Source organism: Streptomyces sp. NPDC014861 (genome assembly GCF_043081625.1).
GTDB lineage: Bacteria > Actinomycetota > Actinomycetes > Streptomycetales > Streptomycetaceae > Streptomyces.
Map to the genome: position 1 here is coordinate 66,658 of NZ_JBIBWV010000007.1, position 20,765 is coordinate 87,422.

Consider the following 20,765-nt stretch of genomic DNA (forward strand, 5'->3'; position numbering starts at 1 on the left):
GGCTTCGGCCTGTTCGGCAGGTGCCGGTCAGCCGCGCAGGTCGACCAGGACGGGAGGCATGTGCGGGCCGTGGACGCTCGTCAGGGAGACGACGGCGTGGCCGGGCGGCACGGAGTGGGCGAGTTCGGACGCCGACCAGCGTTCCCGCTCGACCTTCCGCAGCGTGACGGCGTCGGTGGTGACCGCCTTGCCGGTGAGCCGCTTGCGGACGGCGTGGAGGGCCCGGGTCATGGGCTGGTTGGCGAAGACGGTGTGGTGCGCGACCTCCTCGGTCTCCACCCACTCCGTGCCCCACGCCTCGGCGAGGCCCCGGCCGTCCCAGGTGGTGACGCCGGAGAGGGCGGCCCGGCAGCCGACCGCGGCGAGCAGCGGACCGTGCAGCTGCTCGGGCACGTCGCCGAGGGTGCGCAGGCCGAGGACGACACCCGCGTCGTGGGAGCGCAGCCGCTGGAGGGCGCGGACGGTCCCGCCGGTCAGCGCGCCGGTGGCGTCGTCCAGGACCAGCCCGGCGAAGTGGGATCGGCGGCCGCCGCCGGACCGAGCGGCGGCCAGGAACTGGGCGAGGACGAGACGCGCGAGCAGTCGGGACGCCTCCTCGTGTCCGTGCTCGGGCAGCTCCAGGCGGACCCGGAGCGGATGGTGGGCGACGGTGTTCAGGGAGAAGGGCCGCGCCGCTCCCGTACCGGCGCCGAAGAAGTCCGCGAAGGCGGGGCGGTCGAGGAGGGCGAGCCGGTCCGCGAGGAGCGGGCCGGGGTCGGCGGGTCCGCCCGCCTGACGGATCCGTCCCTCCAGCTCGCGCCGCATGGCCGCGGCGTCGGCCGGCAGCCGGCCGAGCAGGGCGGTGAGCGGCTCGGCCCCCGCCTCCAGGAGCTCCCGCAGCACCGGCACCGGGGGGAAGGCCCCGTGGACGGCCCGGTACGGGCCGAGGAGCTGGGCGAGCACGGTCCCGGCGCGGCGCGGGTCGAGCGACTCGACATCGCCCGCGAGGCCCTCGGCGAGCAGGGCGGCGGCCTCGTCCGGTTCGGTGAGCCCGCCGTAGAGGTCGAGGTCGTAGGGGGAGGCGGGGTCGCCGAGCCGGACCACCACGTCGTAGGCCGCGTCCGGGCCGTACGGGGCGGAGGGGCCGCCGACGGCGACGACCGCGCAGCTGCCGGTGAGGGCCTGGAGGGTGAGGGCCTCGGCGGCGGCGGCGGTCACTCCCCCGGCGGGTCCGCCGCCGGGGGGGCCGACGACGAGCATCGAGGTGCCGAGCACGGCCGGGTCGAGCGCGACCCCGGCGCCGCGGTAGGCGGCCGGGTTGCGCTCCCCGTCCGCGGCCCGCCCGATCCGGACCTGCCCGAGCAGCAGATCGTGGGCGGCCAGTCGGCGCGGCAGGTCGCGGTCGCCGGAGGGGTGCGCCCAGGCGGCGGCGCCCTGCCGGAACACGGTGTCGACGAAGCCCGCGAGTCGTCGGGCGTCGTCACGGCTGCGTTCCCAGCGGTGCGTGACGCGGGCGACGTCCACCTCGTTCATGCGCCCGCCCGTCACCTCGCCCTGGAGCAGATCGGCCGCCTGTCCCTGCCCGGCGTCCCGCAGTCCGGGCCAGGTGGAGCGGAGGGCGGGAGCGCCGGGGGCCGCGGCGGCCGGGCGCCGGGAGCCACGCCAGGTCCTGAGGGCTCCGCTCCAGTCGCCGACCCGGGCGAAGGGCCACAGCACGCCGACGGTGATCAGCAGGGAGAGGAGGTAGACGGGGACGGTCGTGATGATCCCGTAGCCGCCGCCGACGAGGGCGAGGAGGGAGAAGAACGGGGAGGCGATGGGCAGCGGGTCCCAGTCGACGAAGGGGAACCACTCGGGCCAGACGAAGGTCAGGGCGACCAGACCGGCGGCGGCGGTGAGGGCGGCCCGGGCGGGTGGCCCGTACGGCTCCAGCAGATGGCGTACGACGGTGCCCCAGGCGCCGAGCCGGGCGACGGCGAGGACGATCGCGCCGAAGACGACGCCGCTGTAGACGATGTGCGCTTCGACGCCGTGCCAGTCGCGGGCGGTGGTCGTCCCGGCGTACCACCACTCCTCCGGGGTGAGGACCTGCAGCGGGATCCACAGGTAGGGCACCCCTCCGCGGCGCCACACGGACCAGAGGATCAGGGCGATGACGATGGGGATGACGAGTCCGGCCACGGTGACCGGCGCGAGCCGGGCCCGTTCCCGGGGCGGCGCCGGCGGGACGTGGCGGAATCGCCAGATGCCGGGGGCGGTCTCGGGTCGGGGGGCGTCCAGCCAGTCCGCGACGGCGCTGCGCGCCCCGGGGGCTCCGGTGGGCTGGGCGGGGACGGTGGCCGGTGGCGCGGAGGGGGGCACCCGCGGAGCGTGGGCGGGCGGCGCCGACGGCATCGGCGGGGGCGTCGGCTGCGGGACCGCCGCCCCCCTCGTGTCGTGCGACTCGTACGTGCCGTCGGTCTCCATGAACCCCTGCCCCCTGACCAGCCAGGTCGCCTCTGTGCCAGCGTCAATCTAGTGGGCCCGGGGCTTCCCGGGAGGGTTTCGCGGACGCGTCCGCGAGAGCGGCGGCGCGAGGCGGCTCTCGGCACCCTCTGTCCATCCCGTCCAACGACACGCCGTCAACACTCCCGATCGGCGCATGCCCGGAGCCCTCCGCCGCGCCTAGCCTGCGGAGGAAACCCGCAAGAGCGTCCAGAACACCCCAGGAGCCCCGCATGAACGCTGTCCCGCAGGAGCGGCGCGTCGTCACCGCCATTCCCGGTCCGAAGTCGCAGGAGCTTCAGGCTCGCCGGCTGGAGACGGTCGCCGGGGGCGTGGGCTCCACGCTGCCGGTGTTCACGAAGCGCGCGGGCGGCGGCATCATCGAGGACGTCGACGGCAACCGGCTGATCGACTTCGGTTCCGGCATCGCCGTGACCTCCGTGGGCGCCTCCGCCGAGGCCGTGGTGCGCCGCGCCTCCGCGCAGCTCCAGGACTTCACCCACACCTGTTTCATGGTGACGCCGTACGAGGGTTACGTGGAGGTCTGCGAGGCGCTGGCCGAGCTGACCCCGGGCGACCACGCCAAGAAGTCCGCGCTGTTCAACTCGGGCGCCGAGGCCGTCGAGAACGCGGTGAAGATCGCGCGTTCGTACACCAGGCGCCAGGCGGTCGTCGTCTTCGACCACGGCTACCACGGCCGCACGAACCTGACCATGGGCATGACGGCGAAGAACATGCCGTACAAGCAGGGCTTCGGTCCGTTCGCGCCCGAGGTCTACCGCGTGCCGGTCGCCTACGGCTACCGCTGGCCCACCGGTGCCGAGAACGCCGGCCCCGAGGCCGCCGCCCAGGCGATCGACAACATCGTCAAGCAGATCGGCGCGGACAACGTCGCCGCGATCGTGATCGAGCCGGTCCTCGGCGAGGGCGGCTTCATCGAGCCGGCCAAGGGCTTCCTGCCGGCGATCGTGAAGTTCGCCAACGACAACGGCATCGTCTTCGTCGCGGACGAGATCCAGGCCGGCTTCTGCCGCACCGGCCAGTGGTTCGCCTGCGAGGACGAGGGCATCGTCCCGGACCTGATCACCACCGCCAAGGGCATCGCGGGCGGTCTGCCGCTCGCCGCCGTGACCGGTCGCGCCGAGATCATGGACTCCGTCCACGGCGGCGGCCTGGGCGGCACCTACGGCGGCAACCCGGTGGCCTGCGCCGGTGCGCTCGGCGCCATCGAGACGATGAAGGAGCTGGACCTCAACGGGAAGGCCAAGCGCATCGAGGAGGTCATGAAGGGCCGCCTCACCGCGATGCAGGAGAAGTTCCCGGTCATCGGCGACATCCGCGGCCGCGGCGCCATGATCGCCATCGAGCTGGTCAAGGACCCGGTGACGAAGGAGCCGGCCGCCGACGTCGCCGCCGCGCTCGCCAAGTTCTGCCACAACGAGGGCGTCCTCGTCCTCACCTGCGGCACCTACGGCAACGTGCTGCGCTTCCTCCCGCCGCTGGTCATCGGCGAGGACCTGCTGAACGAGGGCCTGGACGTCATCGAGGCGGCGCTGGCCGCCGTCTGACCCGGGGCTCCACCAGGACGGTTCGGCGCAAAGAGTGAAGACTCTGTGGGGGGCCGATGGCGGGACGCGTTTCCCGCTGTCGGTACCCTTCGCCGTGCCGTACGGTCTTCCCCAGATGAGAGAAACACCCAGGGCGGAGCCTCCCCAGCCCCGCCCGCACCGTGCCGATGCGCACACCACCGGAGCCTCGTGCTCCGGGACTCCTCACCGATCGGATGGCCGCCCGCCCCACACCCCCCGGGGCGCGCGGCAGCCCGATCCCCTCGGCCGCCCCGGAACCACCCCCCCTGTTCCAGGGCGGCCGGCTCTCTTCTCGGCGCTCGTCGCCCTCGTCGTCGTGACCTGGCAGGTGCTCGTCCACGGCCCCTTGACCAGGCTCGACGAGCGGGTGTCCGCGGCCGTGGTGGACTCCGTCCCACGGCGCCTGAGCGAACTCGCCTCCGATCTCGGCAATCTGACCGTGGCGCTGCCCGTCCTCGCCGCCGCGATGGCGTACGCGGTGTGGCGCGGTCGCCGCACCGACGCCCTGTACGCGGGCCTCGCGATGGCCGCGGTGCCGCTGCTCGTCGTCCCGCTGAAGGAGTGGACGGCCCGCTCCGGCCCCCTCGAACCCTGGGCCGAGGGCTACTACCCCTCCGGTCACACGGCCACCGCGATGGTGGCCTACTTCGGTGCCGCGTATCTGGTGTCACGACGACTCGTCCCCGTCGCCGCCGTGCTGACGGCGGTGACGGGGACGGGTCTGGTCCTGCGGGGCTACCACTGGCCGCTCGACGTGCTGGCCAGTGGCTGCCTCGGCTTCCTGGTCCTGGGGGTCGGCGGGATCGCCGCCGTCAGCTCCAGTTGTAGGCGTCGAAGTTCCGGCTGAACTCCCACTGGTTGAAGCGGTCCCAGTTGATCGACCAGGTCATCAGGCCGCGCAGGGACGACCAGGTGCCGTGGGTCTGGTAGCTGCCGCAGTTGGTCTTCTTGGTGAGGCAGTCCAGGGCCTTGTTCACCTCGGCCGGGCTGGTGTGTCCGTTGCCCGCCTGGGTGGAGGCGGGGAGGCCGATGGCGACCTGCTCGGGGCGCAGGCCGGGGAAGAAGCGCTCGGTGTTGCCGGCGACCGGGAAGCCGGCGAGCAGCATGTCGGTCATGGCGATGTGGAAGTCGGCGCCGCCCATGGAGTGGTACTGGTTGTCCAGGCCCATGATCGGGCCGGAGTTGTAGTCCTGGACGTGCAGCAGGGTGAGGTCGTCGCGCAGGGCGTGGATGACCGGCAGGTAGGCGCCGGCGCGCGGGTCCTGGCCGCCCCAGGGGCCGGAGCCGTAGAACTGGTAGCCGAGCTGGACGAAGAAGGTCTCCGGGGCCATCGTCAGGACGAACTTGGCGCCGTACTTGGCCTTGAGGGTCTTGATCGCCTGGATCAGGTTGACGATGACCGGGCTGGTCGGGTTCCGGAAGTCGGTGTCACCGGTCTGGAGCGAGAGCGAGTGGCCCTCGAAGTCGATGTCGAGGCCGTCGAGGCCGTACTCGTCGATGATCTTCGAGACGGAGGTGACGAAGGCGTCGCGGGCGGCGGTGGAGGCGAGCTGGACCTGGCCGTTCTGTCCGCCGATGGAGATGAGGACCTTCTTGCCGGCGGCCTGCTTGGCCTTGATGGCGGTCTTGAAGTCCGCGACGGACTCGACGTTCGGGCACTCGGTCGCCGGGCACAGGCTGAAGCGGATGTCACCAGAGGTCACCGAGGTCGGCTCGCCGAAGGCGAGGTTGATGACGTCCCAGGAGTCCGGCACGTCGGCCATGCGGGTGTAGCCGGAGCCGTTGGCGAAGCTGGAGTGGAGGTAGCCGACGAGGGCGCGGGCGGGCAGTTCGCCGCCTCCCCCGCCGCCGCCGGTGGTCGTGGTGGCGCTGACGGCCGTGGACTTCGCGGACTCGCCCGCGCTGTTGGCGGCGGAGACCTGGAAGGCGTACGGGGTGTTCGGGGTGAGCCCGGTGGCGGTGTACGAGGTGCCGGTGACCGTGGCGACGAGGGTGCCGCCGCGGTAGACCTTGTACGAGGCGGCTCCGGCGACCGCGGGCCAGGTGAGCGGCACCGTGGTGGAGGTCGGGCTGCCGGCGGCGAGGCCGGTGGGCGTGGCCGGGATCTGGACGGGGTCGCCGCCGGGGCCGTACAGCGAGAGGTCGTCGGCCTGGTAGGCGGGGGTGCCGTACCAGCCGTGGGTGTAGATCGTGACCGAGTTGGTCGTGGCGCCGGTGGTGAAGGTCTTGCTGAGCTTCTGCCAGTCCGGGGCCGACTGGGTCCAGGCGTATCCGTCGGCGGTGCCGGTGCCGGTGACGCCGAGATAGACGTAGCTGCCGCGGACCCAGCCGCTGAGCGTGTACGTCGAGTTGGGCTTGACCGTGATGGTCTGCGCGCACTTGGCGTTGTCGCTGCCGGCGGGGGTCGCCTGGAGCGCCTTCGTCCCGCCGTGCACGGGTGAGGAGATGACGGCGCCGCTGCCCGCGGCGCAGTTCCAGCCGTCCAGGCCGGCCTCGAAGCCGCCGTTGCGGGCAAGTTCGGAGTCGGCGGCCTGGGCGGCCGGGGCGAGCGCGGCGAGCCCGCCGAGGGCGAGCGCGCCCGCGAGGAGCAGGCTGACAGGTCTGGTGCGGTCCACGACTGCCTCCGGGGGTGGGGGATCGGAGTGGAGCGCGCCACAGCATGGTCCAGACCAATCGACTGGTCAAGACCTCTGTACGGGAACGGGGTTGGAAAGGGGTACGCGCACGGGGGCGGTCTCAGGAGGCGCTCCCCCCGCGCGACCGCCCCCGGGCCGGCCCGCCGGCCGCCTCGTGCATGGCGAGTTCGAGCAGCGAGGCGTCCGTGAGCGTGCCCGTCCCGTCCGGCACCACCAGCCAGCGCACTCCCCCGGCCGCCCGCCCCGGATGGGGGACGACGATCCAGGTGCCGGGTCCGGCGCCGCGGACCCCGGTGCCGAGCCAGCGGGCGGCCGTACCGGGCGGGACGAAGAAGCCGACCCGGGAGTCTCCGAAGTCGGCGAGGACGGGTCCCGTCCGTCCGACCAGGCGGGTCAGGACGTCGAGGGTGGGGTGGCCGAGCCCGCCCGGCAGGATCAGTACGTCCCAGCGCAGGCCCGCGGGCAGCAGGGCGACCCCGTGGGGGTTGCGCTCCCACTCCCAGCGGCAGGCGTCGGGATCCGGCGCGACCGCGGCCAGCCATTCCACCGCGGCCCTGACACCGGAGGCCCCCGTAGTCGTCATCGTGCGTGCTCCTCTCCGTGGGGACGCGCGGAGGTGCGCGTCCACACGGAGAGAGCGCGATGGTTCCCCGCTCTTACGCGGGTTTCCCTACCCATCGGTTGTGATCTGAATCACACCAAAGGATCGCATCGAAGGACCACGCCGAAGGATCACACCGAAGGGTCACGACGAAGGATGGCTCCTAAGGGCGGTCCCGGCCGTTCGGCCGCTCAGCTGTCGAAGCCGAGGCCCAGCTTGTCCATCGCCTTCAGCCACAGGTTCCGCCGCCCGCCGTTGGCGTCGGCGCGGGCCAGCGACCACTTCGTGAGCCCGATGCCGGCCCAGGCGATCGGCTCCGGCGGGAAGGGCAGCGGCTTGGAGCGGACCATGGCCAGCTCGGTGCGCTCGGTGCGCTCCCCGTCGAGGAGGTCGAGCATCACGTCGGCGCCGAAGCGGGTGGCCCCGACGCCGAGGCCGGTGTAGCCCTGCGCGTACGCCACCCGGCCCTGGTGGACGGTGCCGAAGAAGGCCGAGAAGCGCGAGCAGGTGTCGATCGCGCCGCCCCAGGCGTGGCTGAAGCGGAGTCCCTCCAGCTGCGGGAAGCAGGTGAAGAAGTGCTCGGCCAGCTTGAGGTACGTCTCCGGGCGGTGGTCCATCTCCGCCTGCACCTTGCCGCCGAAGCGGTAGATGGCGTCGTAGCCGCCCCACAGGATGCGGTGGTCGGCCGTGATCCGGAAGTAGTGGAACTGGTTGGCCAAGTCGCCGAGGCCCTGCCGGTTCCCCCAGCCGATCGAGGCCAGCTGCTCCTCGGTGAGCGGCTCGGTGACCAGCGCGTAGTCGTAGACCGGGACGGTGTACGGGCGCAGCCGCTTGACCAGCGACGGGAAGACGTTGGTGCCGAGGGCGACCCGGCGGGCGGCGACCCGGCCGTACGGGGTGCGGACGGCCATGCCGGCACCGGCCGCCACCAGGTCGAGGCCCGGGGTGTTCTCGAAGATCCGCACGCCGAGGTCGAGGCAGGCCCGCTTGAGGCCCCAGGCGAGCTTCGCCGGGTGGACCATGGCGACGCCGTCGCGGTCCCACAGGCCGCCGCGGAAGGTCGGCGAGTTCACCTCGGCCCGGACGGCGTCCTGGTCCAGAAGGGTGAGACCGTCGGCGAGGCCGAGGCGCTCGGCCTCCTCGTACCACTCGTGGAGCTCCTCCACCTGGTACGCCTCGGTGGCGACGTCGATCTCGCCGGTGCGCTCGAACTCGCAGTCCAGCGCGTAGCGGGTGACGGCCTCCTCGATGGCGTCGAGGTTGGCCGCGCCGAGCCGCTCCAGCTTCGGCAGCTCGCCCGGCCAGCGGGCGAGGCCGTTGCCGAAGCCGTGGGTGAGGGAGGCGGCGCAGAAGCCGCCGTTGCGGCCCGAGGCGGCCCAGCCCACCTCGCGGCCTTCGATGAGCACGACGTCCTGGGAGGGGTCGCGCTCCTTGGCGAGGAGCGCGGTCCACAGTCCGCTGTAGCCGCCGCCGACGACGAGGAGATCGCACTTCTCGGTGCCGGTGAGGGCGGGCAGGGCGCCGGGCTTGCCGGGGTCTTCCAGCCAGAAGGGGACGGGCTGGGCGTCGGAGAGAGATTGTGCAGCGAGACGCATGGCGACTGGGGCCATGGTTTCCAACTCCTTCGGTGCCTGAGAGCTTCCTACACTCAGGCTGTTGCTGTTTTCTTGCGCCGGTTCGTGATGATTTGCCCGGCTACGACGATCAGTACCGCGAGGACGAACATCCCGGTGCCGATCACGTTGATCTGAACGGGGGTACCGCGCTGCGCCGAGCCCCAGACGAACATGGGGAAGGTCACCGTGGAGCCCGCGTTGAAGTTGGTGATGATGAAGTCGTCGAACGAGAGCGCGAAGGCGAGCAGGCCGCCGGCGGCGATGCCGGGCGCGGCGATCGGCAGGGTGACGCGCAGGAAGGTCTGCGCGGGCCCGGCGTAGAGGTCGCGCGCGGCCTCCTCCAGGCGGGGGTCCATGGACATGACCCGGGCCTTGACCGCCGTCACGACGAACGACAGGCAGAACATGATGTGGGCGATGAGGACCGTCCAGAAGCCCAGCTCGATCCCCATGTTCAGGAAGAGGGTGAGCAGCGAGGCGGCCATGACGACCTCGGGCATCGCCATCGGCAGGAAGATCAGCGAGTTGATCGCGCCGCGCGCCCGGAAGCGGTAGCGGACCAGGGCGAAGGCGATCATCGTGCCGAGGACGACGGCGCCGACCGTGGCCCAGGCGGCGAGCTGGAGCGAGAGCGTGAGCGACTCGCACATGTCGGCGACGCCGCAGGGGTCCTTCCAGGCGTCCAGGGAGAACTGCTGCCAGGAGTAGTTGAAGCGCCCGTTCGGCTTGTTGAACGAGAACACCATGACCACGACGTTCGGCAGGATCATGTACGCCAGCGTCAGCAGGCCGGCGACGACGACCAGGTTCTTGCGGATCCAGCGCATCAGACGAGGTCCTCCGTTCCCGCCTTGCGGATGTAGACGGTGACCATGAGGAGCACGATCGCCATGAGGATGAAGGACAGGGCGGCGGCCGTCGGGTAGTCGAGGACGCGGAGGAACTGCGACTGGATGACGTTGCCGATCATCTTGGTGTCGGTGGAGCCGAGCAGTTCGGCGTTGACGTAGTCGCCGCTCGCCGGGATGAAGGTGAGCAGGGTGCCGGAGACGACGCCGGGCATCGACAGCGGGAAGGTCACCTTGCGGAAGGTGGTGGCCGGGGAGGCGTACAGGTCCTGGGCGGCCTCGTGCAGCCGGCCGTCGATCCGCTCCAGCGAGGTGTAGAGCGGCAGGATCATGAACGGCAGGAAGTTGTACGTGAGGCCGCAGACGACCGCCATCGGCGTGGCGAGCACCCGCTCGCCCTCGGTCCAGCCGAGCCAGCTGGTCACGTCGAGGACGTGCAGCGCGTTGAGGACGTCGACCACGAGGCTGTCGTCGGCGAGGATCGTCTTCCACGCCAGCGTCCGGATGAGGAAGCTGGTGAAGAAGGGGGCGATGACGAGGACGAGCAGCAGGTTGCGCCAGCGGCCGGCCTTGAAGGCGATGAGGTACGCCAGCGGGTAGCCGAGGAGCAGGCAGAGCGCGGTCGCGGTGCCGGCGTACAGCAGCGAGCGCAGCAGCTGCGGCCAGTACTCGGTGAAGGCGTCGACGTACGTCTGGAAGTGCCAGGTGACCTGGAAGCCCTCTTCGAGGGAGCCGGTCTGCACCGAGGTGGAGGCCTGGTAGACGAGCGGCAGGGCGAAGAAGACGAGCAGCCAGAGGATGCCGGGGAGCAGCAGCCAGTAGGGGACGAGCCGCTTGCGGGTGGGAGGCTTGCGCAGAATCGGTTCTTCGACCGGTCCCGGCGCCTCCTTGGTCAGGGTGGTGGTCACGAGGCGTCCTCCACCGTCTCCACGCCCGCGTCGATGGCCTGAGTGGCGTCGAGGCCGAAGGTGTGCGCCGGGTTCCAGTGCAGGACCACCTCGGCGCCGGGGCGGAGGCGGGCGTCGCGCTCGATGTTCTGCTCGTAGACCTGGAGCTCCGCGCCGGCCGGCGAGTTCACCACGTACTGGGTGGAGACGCCGATGAAGGAGGAGTCGGCGATCCGGCCGGTGACCTTGTTGCGGCCGTCCGCGATCGAGTCGGCGTCGTCGGCGTGGGTGAGGGAGATCTTCTCGGGGCGGACGCCGACGAGGAGCTTGCCGCCCCGGCGGACGGCGTCGGTACAGCGGTCGCCGGGGACCCTGAGCCTGCCGCCGCCGGCCGTGACGACGACCTCGGAACCGGTCTCGACGACCTCGGCCTCGATGAGGTTGGAGGTGCCGAGGAAGTTGGCGACGAAGGTGGTGCGCGGGTTCTCGTACAGGTCGGCGGGGGCGCCGAGCTGCTCGACCCGGCCGCCGTTCATGACCGCGACCTGGTCGGCCATGGTCATGGCCTCCTCCTGGTCGTGGGTGACGTGCACGAAGGTGATGCCGACCTCGGTCTGTATCCGCTTGAGCTCCAGCTGCATCTGGCGCCGCAGCTTGAGGTCGAGCGCGCCGAGCGGCTCGTCGAGGAGGAGGACCTGCGGGTGGTTGATGAGCGCGCGGGCCACCGCGACGCGCTGCTGCTGGCCGCCGGAGAGCTGGTGCGGCTTGTGCCTCGCCTTGTCGCCGAGCTGGACGAGCTCCAGCATGTCGTCGACCTGCTTCTTCACCGACTTGATGCCGCGCCGGCGCAGTCCGAAGGCGATGTTCTCGGAGATGTCCATGTGCGGGAAGAGCGCGTAGGACTGGAAGACGGTGTTGACCGGCCGCTTGTAGGGCGGGAGGTCGGTGACGTCGCGGTCGCCGAGGAAGACGGTGCCGGTGGAGGGGTCCTCCAGGCCGGCGATCATGCGCAGCGTGGTGGTCTTGCCGCAGCCGGAGGCGCCGAGCAGGGCGAAGAAGGAGCCCTGGGGCACGGTGAGGTCGAGGGGGTGGACGGCGGTGAAGGAGCCGTAGGTCTTGCTGATCCCGGTGAGTCGGACGTCGCCGCCGGTGGTCTTGTCAGTCATGGGTTGCGGTCCCGGATCTTCGTGGCTTCGTGGCCTGGTGACGGTGGACGACGGCTCAGGCGCCGATGAGCTTGGCGAACTTCTCCTCGTACGCCGTCTCTTCCTCGCTGGTCAGCGAGCGGAAGGCGCGGGACTTCCTGGCCATGGCCTTGTCCGGGAGGATCAGCGTGTTGGCCGCGAGCTCGGGGTCGATCTCGGCCAGTTCGTCCTTCACCCCGTCGACGGGGCAGACGTAGTTGATGTAGGCGGCGAGCTGGGCGGCCACCGGGAGCTCGTAGTAGTAGTCGATGAGCTTCTCGGCGTTGGCCTTGTGCCGGGCCTGGGTGGGGACGAGCAGGTTGTCCGTGGAGGTGATGTACCCGGCGTTCGGGATCGTGTACTGGATGTCCGGGTTGTCGGCCTGGAGCTGGATGATGTCGCCGGCCCAGGCCAGGCAGGCGGCGAGGTCGCCCTTGTCCAGGTCGGAGGTGTAGTCGTTGCCGGTGAAGCGGCGTATCTGCTTCCTGTCGACGGCCTTCTGGAGGCGGCCGACCGCCGCGTCGAAGTCGGCGTCGGTGAACTTCCCCGGGTCCTTGCCCAGGTCGAGCAGGGTCATGCCGACGGTGTCGCGCATCTCGGTGAGGAAGCCGACCCGGCCCTTGAGCGCGGGGTCGTCGAGGAGCTGGCTGACCGAGTCGACCTTCTTCCCGCCGGTCGCCCTGGTGTTGTAGGCGATGACGGTGGAGATGCCGGTCCAGGGGTACGAGTAGGACCGGCCCGGGTCCCAGTCGGGGCGGCGGAACTGGGCGGAGAGGTTGGCGTACGCGTGGGGCAGGTTCGCCGGGTCGAGCTTCTGCGCCCAGCCGAGCCGGATGATGCGGGCGGCGAGCCAGTCGGTGACGCAGATCAGGTCGCGGCCGGTGTCCTGGCCGGCCGCGAGCTGCGGCTTGATCTTGCCGAAGAACTCGACGTTGTCGTTGATGTCCTCGGTGTACTTGACCTTGATCCCGGTGCGTTTCGCGAACGCCTCCAGGGTCGGGCGGGACTTCTCGTCCTCGCTGACGTCCATGTACTCGGTCCAGTTGGAGAAGCTGAGGGTCTTCTCCTTGTCCGAGAAGTCGCTGGACGCCGGGCCCTGGCCCTCCCGCTTGGCCGGCGGGATGCCGCAGGCGGTCAGGCCGGCCAGGCCGCCGACCGTGAGCGCGCCCACGCCGCCCGCCCGCAGCAGCGAGCGGCGGCTGAGGGCGCCACGGCCGCTCGTCATGCTGCGCCGGATCGCCGCCAGCTGGGCGGCGGACAGGCGGTCGGGCTCGTACTGCTCCATGCGCTGTGCCCTTTCGGGATGGTTGCGCCGCTGGTCGGGCGGCAGACGACTATCGGTCCCCGAAGATCGTGCGGTGCCAGTCCTTGGCCGCCACCGCGGTGTTGTCGAACATCACGTGCTTGACCTGCGTGTACTCCTCGAAGGAGTAGGCCGACATGTCCTTTCCGTAGCCGGACGCCTTGTATCCGCCGTGCGGCATCTCGCTGATGATCGGGATGTGGTCGTTGACCCAGACGCAGCCGGCCTTGATCTCGCGGGTGGCCCTGTTCGCCCGGAAGACGTCACGGCTCCAGGCGGAGGCGGCGAGGCCGTACGGGGTGTCGTTGGCGAGCCGGATGCCCTCGTCGTCACCGTCGAAGGGCAGGGCCACCAGGACCGGTCCGAAGATCTCCGACTGCACGACCTCGCTGTCCTGCGCGGCGCCGGTGATCAGGGTGGGCCGATAGTATGCGCCGTTCTTGAGCTCTCCACCAGGGGCTTCTCCTCCGGTGACCACGGTCGCGCAGCCGCGGGCCCGCTCGACGAAGCCGGCCACCCGGTCGCGCTGGACGTGCGAGACCAGCGGGCCGAGATCGGTGGCGGGGTCGAAGGGGTCGCCGAGCCGGACCGTCTCCATGAGCTCCGCGACCCGGGCCACGAAGGCGTCGAAGAGCGGGCGCTGGACGTAGGCGCGAGTGGCGGCGGTGCAGTCCTGGCCGGTGTTGATGAGGGAGGCGGCGACGGCGCCGTGGGCGGCGGCCTCCAGGTCGGCGTCGTCGAAGACGACGAAGGGCGCCTTGCCGCCGAGTTCCAGGTGGAGCCGCTTCACGGTGGCCGTGGCGACCTCGGCGACCCGCTTGCCCACCGGGGTGGAGCCGGTGAAGGAGGTCATGGCGACGTCGGGGTGGCCGACCAGGTGCTCGCCCGCCTCGCGGCCGGAGCCGTTGACGATGTTGACGACGCCGTCCGGGATGCCGGCCTCGGTGGCCGCCTGGGCGAACATCAGCGAGGTGAGCGGGGTCAGCTCGGCCGGCTTCAGGACGATGGTGTTTCCGGCGGCGATCGCCGGGAGGATCTTCCAGGCGGCCATCTGGAGCGGGTAGTTCCAGGGGGCGATGGAGCCGACCACGCCGATCGGCTCGCGCCGGACGTACGAGGTGTGGTCGCCGGAGTACTCGCCGGCGGACTGGCCCTGGAGGTGCCGGGCCGCGCCGGCGAAGAAGGCGGTGTTGTCGACGGTGCCGGGCACGTCGAACTCGGTGGTGAGCCGGATCGGCTTGCCGCACTGGAGCGACTCGACCCGGGCGAAGTCCTCGGCCTGCTCGGCGAGGACCGCGGCGAAGCGGTGCAGGGCGTCGGAGCGCTCACCTGGGGTGGCCCCCGCCCAGCCGGGGAAGGCCGCCTTGGCCGCGGCGACGGCGTCGTCGACGTCGGCGGTGGAGGCGAGCGCGTAGGTGTACACGCTCTCGCCGGTGGCCGGGTCGACGACGCTGTGGGTCCGTCCCGAGGTTCCGGGGCGGAGCCGTCCGCCGATGTACTGCGCGCCGTCCGCGAAGCGGTCCGTCACCTGGAAGCGGTTGCCCATGACGCTCTCCGTTGTCCCAGCTCGAATTGAGTGCCGATCCTGACAGAGGGATACAGCCCGAACAAGTGATTCCGTTGTTGCCTTTTGGTTACTCGACGGAATCGGTCGACCATGTGTCGAGGTCCCGGGAAAATCTTCGTACGGAATGCCTGTCGCGGATGTCAGACTCGCGTGCATGATGACGGTCGAATCGCTGACACAGCAGGTCAGCAGGGGTGACACGGTGAAGTGGCTGCACTTCTGGGGCCACCGCGCGGCCCCGGACGGACGGCTCACGCAGAGCTGTCTGAGCCAGTGGTGGCCGTCGCCCTTCGAGGTCGCCGGCGTGCGGTACGCGACGGCGGAGCACTGGATGATGGCGGAGAAGGCGCGCCTCTTCGGCGACGCCGAGGCGGAGCGGGCCGCGCTCTCCGCGGCCACTCCGGCCGAGGCCAAGAACGCGGGGCGGCTCGTCCGCGGCTTCGACGAGACCGTGTGGGCGCGGGAGCGCTCCGGGATCGTGGTGGCGGGCAGCTTCCACAAGTTCGCCTCGGACGACGGGCTGCGGAGCTATCTGCTCGGGACGAACACCCGCGTCCTGGTGGAGGCGAGCCCGCTGGACCGCGTGTGGGGCATCGGCCTCGCCGCCGGCGACCCCGGCGCCCACGACCCGACCCGCTGGCGCGGCCTCAACCTGCTGGGCTTCGCGCTGATGGAGGCCCGGGAGCGGCTGCGGGCCTGTCGTCGGCCTCCCGTCTGACGACAGGCTCTAGGAAGCGCCTTCCCGGGCCTGGCCGGGAGCGTCGACGACGAGGACCGCGGAGGTCCGCTCGCCGCCCTCCTCCTCGTACTCCTCGAACCGGTAGGCCAGGACGATGAGGGCCAGGACCGCGGCCCCGAGGACGATCGAGACGCTGCCGAGGACGATGCCCGCGGTGGCGGTCCCGCCGTTGCTCGCCTCGCCCCGGTTGGCACGCTTGCGCCCGAGGATGCCGAAGATCAGGCCGAGGACGCCGAGCACGATCGACGGGACGCCCCAGACCCAGAACAGGCAGGTGCCGATGATGCCGAGCACCAGGCCGGCCGTTCCCATGCCGTTGTTCTGCCCGGACATCGGCCCGTAGGGCATCGGGCGGGCCGGCGGATAGCCGTACGCACCGGCCGCCGGGTAGCCGTAGGCACCCGTGGCGGGGCCCGCGGCCGGGTAGCCGTACGCACCCGTGGCGGGGCCCGAGGGCGGATAGCCGTACGCGCCGGTGGCGGGGCCCGAGGGCGGATAGCCGTACGCGCCGGTGGCGGGGCCCGCGGGCGGGTGGCCGTATCCCGGGGCGGCGGGGCCGGGCGCGTGACCGGGCCGCGGCGCCGGCGCGCCGTACGCGGCCGGGCCGCCGGGGGCGACGGGGGGCGGCGGCAGCTCGGCGCCGGCCGCGTCCCCGGTGGGTATCGAGGTGATCGTCGGCTGGTCGTGCACCGGGACCCGCTTGCCCGTCTCCACCGGGGCCTCCGCGCGCTCCGGCGGAGCCCACGGGTCGACGGTGTCCCCGCCCTGCGGGCGCGGCTCGGCTCGGTCGGACATGTCGGGGCTCCCTCCCTGGTCCCGTCATGCTACGGCGTCCGCACCGGCTCCCCCCGCCCGGCCTACGATGACCCGATGACCGATCTGCACCCCTTCATCGCGGGCCTGCCCAAGGCCGAGCTGCACGTCCACCACGTGGGCTCCGCCTCCCCCCGGATCGTCTCCGAGCTGGCCGCCCGGCATCCGGACTCCAAGGTCCCCACGGACCCGGAGGCGCTGGCCGACTACTTCACCTTCACCGACTTCGCGCACTTCATCGACGTGTACCTCTCCGTCGTGGACCTCGTGCGCACCCCGGAGGACGTCCGGCTGCTGACCTTCGAGGTCGCCCGGGACATGGCCCGGCAGAACATCCGCTACGCCGAGCTGACCATCACCCCGTACTCCTCCACCCGCCGCGGCATCGACGAGCGGGCGTTCATGGCGGCGATCGAGGACGCCCGCAAGGCGGCGGAGGCCGAGTTCGGCACCGTGCTGCGCTGGTGCTTCGACATCCCCGGCGAGGCCGGCCTGGACGCCGCCGAGGAGACCGCGCGGCTCGCCGTCACCGACGGCATCCGTCCCGAGGGCCTGGTCTCCTTCGGTCTCGGCGGCCCGGAGATCGGGGTGCCGCGCCCGCAGTTCAAGCCGTACTTCGACCGGGCCCGCGCGGCCGGGCTCCGCTCGGTGCCGCACGCCGGCGAGACCACCGGCCCGCAGACGGTCTGGGACGCCGTCCGCGACCTGGGGGCCGAGCGCATCGGCCACGGCACCAGCTCCGTGCGGGACCCGGAGCTGCTCGCGTACCTGGCGGGGCACCGGATCGCCCTGGAGGTCTGCCCGACCTCCAACATCGCGACCCGGGCCGTCGCGAACCTCGACGAGCACCCGATCCGGGCCATGGCGGACGCCGGTGTGCTGGTGACGGTCAACAGCGACGACCCGCCGATGTTCGGCACCGACCTGAACAACGAGTACGCCGTCGCCGCCCGGCTCCTGGAGCTGGACGAGCGGGGGGTGGCCGGCCTCGCGAAGAACGCGGTGGAGGCGTCCTTCCTCGACCCGGCGGGCAAGGAGCGGCTGGCCGCCGAGATCGACACGTACACGGAGGACTGGCTGGCGCGCTGAACCGCGGCGAAGAATGGGGGCCATGCGATCTGTCACTGTCGTAGGCCACCGCGGCGACCCGTACCGCGCCCGTGAGAACACCCTCGCCTCGATCGGCTCCGCCTTCGAGGCGGGTGCGGACGCGGTCGAGGTCGACGTCCGGCTCACCAAGGACGAGGTGCCCGTCCTGCTGCACGACGACACCCTGAAGCGGCTGTGGGGGCACGACCGCCCGCTGTCCTCGCTCACCCACGAGCAGCTGCGCGAGCTGACCCGGGGCGGGGTGCCGACGCTCCGGGACGCGCTCCTGGCGGCCGGGCCGCGCCGGCTGATGCTCGACCTGCCCGGCGGGAACGAGGCGTCGGTGCGCCGGATCGTCGGGGCCGTCCGCGAGGCCGGCGCGGGCGAGCGCGTCCACTACTGCGCGGGCTCGGTCGCCATGCTCCAGGTGCGGGCGGCGGACCCGCGCGCGGAGATCGCCCTCACCTGGACCTCGCTCGCGCCGCCGCGCCCGGTGCTCCTCGACGCGGTCCGCCCGAAGTGGCTCAACTACCGCTTCGGGCTGGTCGGCAGCGAGCTGGTACAGCGGGTGCACCGGGACGGGCTGCTCGTCTCGGCCTGGACGCCGGACACCCGCAGGAGCATGCGTAGGCTGATCGCCCACGGGGTCGACTCGATCACCACCAACCGGGTCGACGTCCTCGCCGCCGTCCTGCGAAAGGCTCCCTGATGAACGACCGGATCCGCACCGACATCGCCCACAACGCCCGGGTGTGGAACTACTGGCTGGGCGGCAAGGACAACTACCCGGTGGACCGCGCCGTCGGCGACCAGGTCACCGCCTTCCACCCGAGCATCGGTGAAGTCGCCCGCGCCGACCGGGCGTTCCTCGGCCGCGTGGTGACCGGGCTGGCCTCGGACGGCGTCCGCCAGTTCCTCGACGTCGGCACCGGCCTCCCGACCGCCGACAACACCCACGAGGTGGCGCAGCGGATCGCGCCGGACGCCCGGATCGTCTACGTCGACAACGACCCGATCGTCCTGACCCACGCCCGGGCGCTGCTGACCAGCGCCCCCGAGGGCGTCACGGCCTATGTGGACGCCGACGCCCACGACCCGGAGAAGATCGTGGCGGCGGCCGGCGAGGTCCTGGACCTGACGCGCCCGGTGGCGGTGCTGATGCTGGGCATCCTCAACTTCGTCCTGGACACCGACGAGGCGCGGTCGATCGTGCGGACGCTGATGGCCGCCGTGCCCTCGGGCAGCCATCTCGTCCTCACCCACCCGACGTACGACCCGGAGCTGGGCGGGGAGGGGAACAGGGAGGCGATGGCCTTCTGGAACGAGAACGCCACCCCGCCCATCACCGCCCGCACCCGCGAGGAGTTCACCTCCTTCTTCGACGGCCTGGAGCTGCTGGGCCCGGGTGTCGTCTCCTGCGCGCGGTGGGGCGCGCCGGAGGCTCCCGCGGTGGCGCAGTTCGGCGCGGTGGGCCGCAAGCCGTAATGCGGATACGGGGGGTGGGGCAGGCGCGCGAGTGGGGGGCGGCGCATCCGCCGGCGGTGGACGCGGGCCTGGCGCTGCTGGTGCAGGCGGCGGTGACGATGCCCTTCGTGGTGCCGCGCGCGCCGGAGCTGGAGCCGGCGACCTGGCCGGCGTACGGACTGACGACGCTGACGGTGCTGCCGCTGGTGTGGCGGCGGCGGGCGCCGATGGCGGTGCTGCTCGCGGTGCTCGCCGCGAGCGCGCTGTACCAGCTCGGCACGGAGGGGCCCGGGCAGCCGCTGCCCTACCAGGGGCTGGTGTGCGTGTACACGGTCGCGGCACTGGCGTCGGCCTGGCAGCGGGCGGTGACGGCCGGGCTGCTCGTGGTGGCGGTGCCGGTGTCGGTGTGGCTCAACACCCGTTCGGTCCGTGAACTCACCTTCTCGCTCTTCGTGTTCGGCGCGGCCTATGCCTTCGGCCGGCTCACCGACGCCCGGCAGCGGGCGCAGCGGGTGGAGGCGGAGCGGGCGGCGGCGCGGGAACGGGCCCGGATCGCCCGGGAGATGCACGACATCCTGTCGCACGCGGTGAGCCTGATGATCGTGCAGGCGGAGGCGGGTCCGGTGGCGGTGCGCAGGGCGCCGGAGCGGGCGGAGGCGGCCTTCGAGGCGATCTCGGCGACCGGCCGGGACGCGATGGACCAACTGCGGCGCATGCTCGGTGTGTTGCGGGACGAGGACCCGGGCGGCGGGCGCTCGCCCCAGCCGGACCTGGGGGAACTGCCCGCGCTCCTCGACCGGGTGCGGGCCGGTGGCCTGGACGTGCGGTACGAGACCTCCGGCGGGGTGGCGGCGCTGCCCGCGCCGCTCGCGGCGACGGCGTACCGGATCGCGCAGGAGGCCCTGACCAACACGGTCCGGCACGCCCGGGCCCGTACCGCCACGGTCCGGATCGACCGCTCCGGCCCCGTCCTCACCGTCGTGGTCACCGACGACGGGCGTGGCCCCCGGGCCTCCGCGCTCCGGGCGCCGGGCCGGTCCGCGGGCCACGGTCTGGCGGGGATACGGGAGCGGGCGGCGGCGCACGGGGGCACGGCGACGGCGGGCGCGGGTCCCGGTGGCACCGGATTCGAGGTGCGGGCGGAGCTGCCCGTACCCTCCGCCGCGGAGGTGGGGCCGTGACGATCCGTGTGGTGGTGGCCGACGACCAGGAGCTGGTGCGCAGTGGTTTCGCGCTGATCCTCGACGTCCAGGACGACATCGAGGTGGTCGCGGAGGTCGCCGACGGGGCGGCGGCGGTGGAGGCGGTGCGCCGCCACCGGCCGGACGTGGCGCTGCTCGACATCCGGATGCCCCGGATGGACGGGATCGAGGCGTGCCGGACGATCGGCGCGGAGAGCACCTGCCGGACGGTGATCCTGACGACCTTCGACTCGGACGCGTACGTGTACGAGGCGCTGCACGCGGGCGCGAGCGGCTTTCTGCTGAAGGACGTGCGCCGGGACGATCTGGTGCACGCGGTCCGGGTGGTGGCGGCGGGCGACTCGCTGCTGGCGCCGTCGGTGGCGCGGCGGCTCGTGGAGCAGTACACGGCGGGCGGTCCGCGCCGGGCGGCGGCGCCGGACCCGCGGCTCGACGTGCTGACGGGCCGGGAGCGGGAGACGCTGCTGCTGCTCGCGCGGGGGCTGTCGAACGCGGAGATCGCGGCGGAGCTGGTGGTCAGCGAGCACACGGTGAAGACCCATGTGGGCCATGTGCTGGCGAAGCTGGGGCTGCGGGACCGGATCCAGGCGGTCATCTGCGCCTACGAGACGGGCCTGGTGGCGCCCGCTCCTCCCCCGCCGGGGGGAGCCGCGGACGGCGGCCCCTCCCCCGCGCGGGCGAGGGGGTGACGGGCGAGGACCGCCGGTGCGGGCGATCCGCGGACCGCCGCGGCGCAGCAGGATGGAGCCATCGAGAACGACCGA

The 20,765-nt window shown here is 72.3% G+C and carries 18 protein-coding genes; 8 read left to right on the forward strand and 10 right to left on the reverse strand.

Annotated features, from left to right (window positions below):
- Positions 1 to 27 precede the first annotated feature (27 nt).
- Positions 28 to 2,445, reverse strand: a complete 2,418-nt coding sequence (locus ACF1BN_RS16650) for an ATP/GTP-binding protein (protein ID WP_392332353.1) — start codon at positions 2,443 to 2,445, stop codon at positions 28 to 30.
- A 251-nt stretch (positions 2,446 to 2,696) separates the two neighbouring features.
- Here ACF1BN_RS16650 and gabT point away from each other — a divergent pair, with 251 nt between their 5' ends.
- Complete coding sequence (gene gabT / locus ACF1BN_RS16655) at positions 2,697 to 4,031, forward strand: 4-aminobutyrate--2-oxoglutarate transaminase (protein ID WP_392332354.1); 1,335 nt, start codon at positions 2,697 to 2,699, stop codon at positions 4,029 to 4,031.
- A gap of 115 nt (positions 4,032 to 4,146) precedes the next feature.
- Positions 4,147 to 4,899: a phosphatase PAP2 family protein gene (locus tag ACF1BN_RS16660; RefSeq protein WP_392332355.1), complete on the forward strand. Its 753-nt coding sequence runs from the start codon at positions 4,147 to 4,149 to the stop codon at positions 4,897 to 4,899.
- Here the strand turns inward: ACF1BN_RS16660 and ACF1BN_RS16665 are convergent.
- The 8 genes from ACF1BN_RS16665 to ACF1BN_RS16700 form a co-directional block, all read right to left on the reverse strand.
- A complete protein-coding gene (locus ACF1BN_RS16665; protein WP_392332356.1) occupies positions 4,865 to 6,667 on the reverse strand; it encodes a chitinase in 1,803 nt (600 codons plus the stop codon). The genes ACF1BN_RS16660 and ACF1BN_RS16665 overlap by 35 nt on opposite strands.
- A 121-nt stretch (positions 6,668 to 6,788) precedes the next feature.
- A complete protein-coding gene (locus ACF1BN_RS16670; RefSeq protein WP_392332357.1) occupies positions 6,789 to 7,271 on the reverse strand; it encodes a hypothetical protein in 483 nt (160 codons plus the stop codon).
- 209 nt (positions 7,272 to 7,480) lie between these two features.
- Positions 7,481 to 8,899, reverse strand: a complete 1,419-nt coding sequence (locus ACF1BN_RS16675; RefSeq protein ID WP_392332358.1) for an NAD(P)/FAD-dependent oxidoreductase — start codon at positions 8,897 to 8,899, stop codon at positions 7,481 to 7,483.
- A gap of 38 nt (positions 8,900 to 8,937) precedes the next feature.
- Positions 8,938 to 9,732, reverse strand: a complete 795-nt coding sequence (locus ACF1BN_RS16680) for an ABC transporter permease (protein ID WP_392332359.1) — start codon at positions 9,730 to 9,732, stop codon at positions 8,938 to 8,940.
- Positions 9,732 to 10,661 carry an ABC transporter permease gene (locus tag ACF1BN_RS16685; RefSeq protein ID WP_392332360.1) on the reverse strand — a complete coding sequence of 310 codons (930 nt, stop codon included), beginning with the start codon at positions 10,659 to 10,661 and terminating at the stop codon, positions 9,732 to 9,734. The genes ACF1BN_RS16680 and ACF1BN_RS16685 overlap by 1 nt, the downstream gene beginning before the upstream one ends.
- Positions 10,658 to 11,806 (reverse strand): ABC transporter ATP-binding protein, encoded by a 1,149-nt coding sequence (locus tag ACF1BN_RS16690; protein ID WP_392332361.1) that lies wholly within the window; start codon positions 11,804 to 11,806, stop codon positions 10,658 to 10,660. Before ACF1BN_RS16690 ends, ACF1BN_RS16685 begins: the two co-directional genes overlap by 4 nt.
- 55 nt (positions 11,807 to 11,861) lie before the next feature.
- Positions 11,862 to 13,109 (reverse strand): spermidine/putrescine ABC transporter substrate-binding protein, encoded by a 1,248-nt coding sequence (locus ACF1BN_RS16695; protein ID WP_392332362.1) that lies wholly within the window; start codon positions 13,107 to 13,109, stop codon positions 11,862 to 11,864.
- 49 nt (positions 13,110 to 13,158) lie between these two features.
- A complete protein-coding gene (locus ACF1BN_RS16700; protein WP_392332363.1) occupies positions 13,159 to 14,673 on the reverse strand; it encodes a gamma-aminobutyraldehyde dehydrogenase in 1,515 nt (504 codons plus the stop codon).
- Positions 14,674 to 14,848: 175 nt separating this feature from the next.
- Here ACF1BN_RS16700 and ACF1BN_RS16705 point away from each other — a divergent pair, with 175 nt between their 5' ends.
- The gene (locus ACF1BN_RS16705) at positions 14,849 to 15,412 is read left to right on the forward strand and encodes an NADAR family protein (RefSeq protein WP_392332364.1); all 564 of its coding nucleotides are present in this window, start codon (positions 14,849 to 14,851) and stop codon (positions 15,410 to 15,412) included.
- 9 nt (positions 15,413 to 15,421) lie between these two features.
- Here ACF1BN_RS16705 and ACF1BN_RS16710 read toward each other — a convergent pair whose 3' ends face one another.
- On the reverse strand, positions 15,422 to 16,228 hold the full coding sequence (locus tag ACF1BN_RS16710) for a DUF4190 domain-containing protein (RefSeq protein ID WP_392332365.1): 807 nt from the start codon (positions 16,226 to 16,228) through the stop codon (positions 15,422 to 15,424).
- Between the two features lie 75 nt (positions 16,229 to 16,303).
- Here ACF1BN_RS16710 and ACF1BN_RS16715 point away from each other — a divergent pair, with 75 nt between their 5' ends.
- The 5 genes from ACF1BN_RS16715 to ACF1BN_RS16735 are packed head-to-tail and all read left to right on the forward strand — an operon-like array spanning position 16,304 to position 20,690.
- Entirely contained in the window at positions 16,304 to 17,335 is a 1,032-nt protein-coding gene (locus tag ACF1BN_RS16715; RefSeq protein WP_392332366.1) for an adenosine deaminase, read from the forward strand.
- 22 nt (positions 17,336 to 17,357) lie between these two features.
- Positions 17,358 to 18,044 (forward strand): glycerophosphodiester phosphodiesterase, encoded by a 687-nt coding sequence (locus ACF1BN_RS16720; RefSeq protein ID WP_392332367.1) that lies wholly within the window; start codon positions 17,358 to 17,360, stop codon positions 18,042 to 18,044.
- Complete coding sequence (locus ACF1BN_RS16725; RefSeq protein ID WP_392332368.1) at positions 18,044 to 18,820, forward strand: SAM-dependent methyltransferase; 777 nt, start codon at positions 18,044 to 18,046, stop codon at positions 18,818 to 18,820. The genes ACF1BN_RS16720 and ACF1BN_RS16725 overlap by 1 nt, the downstream gene beginning before the upstream one ends.
- Positions 18,820 to 19,980: a sensor histidine kinase gene (locus ACF1BN_RS16730; RefSeq protein ID WP_392332369.1), complete on the forward strand. Its 1,161-nt coding sequence runs from the start codon at positions 18,820 to 18,822 to the stop codon at positions 19,978 to 19,980. Before ACF1BN_RS16725 ends, ACF1BN_RS16730 begins: the two co-directional genes overlap by 1 nt.
- Positions 19,977 to 20,690, forward strand: coding sequence for a response regulator (locus tag ACF1BN_RS16735; RefSeq protein WP_392332370.1), 714 nt, complete (start codon positions 19,977 to 19,979; stop codon positions 20,688 to 20,690). Before ACF1BN_RS16730 ends, ACF1BN_RS16735 begins: the two co-directional genes overlap by 4 nt.
- The last annotated feature ends 75 nt before the right edge of the window (positions 20,691 to 20,765 follow it).

Coding starts and splice junctions, on each gene's coding strand:
- ACF1BN_RS16650 (WP_392332353.1), bottom strand. CDS start 2,445: ATGGAGACCGACGGCACGTACGAGTCGCACGACACGAGGGGGGCGGCG.
- gabT (WP_392332354.1), top strand. CDS start 2,697: ATGAACGCTGTCCCGCAGGAGCGGCGCGTCGTCACCGCCATTCCCGGT.
- ACF1BN_RS16660 (WP_392332355.1), top strand. CDS start 4,147: ATGAGAGAAACACCCAGGGCGGAGCCTCCCCAGCCCCGCCCGCACCGT.
- ACF1BN_RS16670 (WP_392332357.1), bottom strand. CDS start 7,271: ATGACGACTACGGGGGCCTCCGGTGTCAGGGCCGCGGTGGAATGGCTG.
- ACF1BN_RS16675 (WP_392332358.1), bottom strand. CDS start 8,899: ATGGCCCCAGTCGCCATGCGTCTCGCTGCACAATCTCTCTCCGACGCC.
- ACF1BN_RS16680 (WP_392332359.1), bottom strand. CDS start 9,732: ATGCGCTGGATCCGCAAGAACCTGGTCGTCGTCGCCGGCCTGCTGACG.
- ACF1BN_RS16690 (WP_392332361.1), bottom strand. CDS start 11,806: ATGACTGACAAGACCACCGGCGGCGACGTCCGACTCACCGGGATCAGC.
- ACF1BN_RS16695 (WP_392332362.1), bottom strand. CDS start 13,109: ATGGAGCAGTACGAGCCCGACCGCCTGTCCGCCGCCCAGCTGGCGGCG.
- ACF1BN_RS16700 (WP_392332363.1), bottom strand. CDS start 14,673: ATGGGCAACCGCTTCCAGGTGACGGACCGCTTCGCGGACGGCGCGCAG.
- ACF1BN_RS16705 (WP_392332364.1), top strand. CDS start 14,849: ATGATGACGGTCGAATCGCTGACACAGCAGGTCAGCAGGGGTGACACG.
- ACF1BN_RS16710 (WP_392332365.1), bottom strand. CDS start 16,228: ATGTCCGACCGAGCCGAGCCGCGCCCGCAGGGCGGGGACACCGTCGAC.
- ACF1BN_RS16715 (WP_392332366.1), top strand. CDS start 16,304: ATGACCGATCTGCACCCCTTCATCGCGGGCCTGCCCAAGGCCGAGCTG.
- ACF1BN_RS16720 (WP_392332367.1), top strand. CDS start 17,358: ATGCGATCTGTCACTGTCGTAGGCCACCGCGGCGACCCGTACCGCGCC.
- ACF1BN_RS16725 (WP_392332368.1), top strand. CDS start 18,044: ATGAACGACCGGATCCGCACCGACATCGCCCACAACGCCCGGGTGTGG.
- ACF1BN_RS16730 (WP_392332369.1), top strand. CDS start 18,820: ATGCGGATACGGGGGGTGGGGCAGGCGCGCGAGTGGGGGGCGGCGCAT.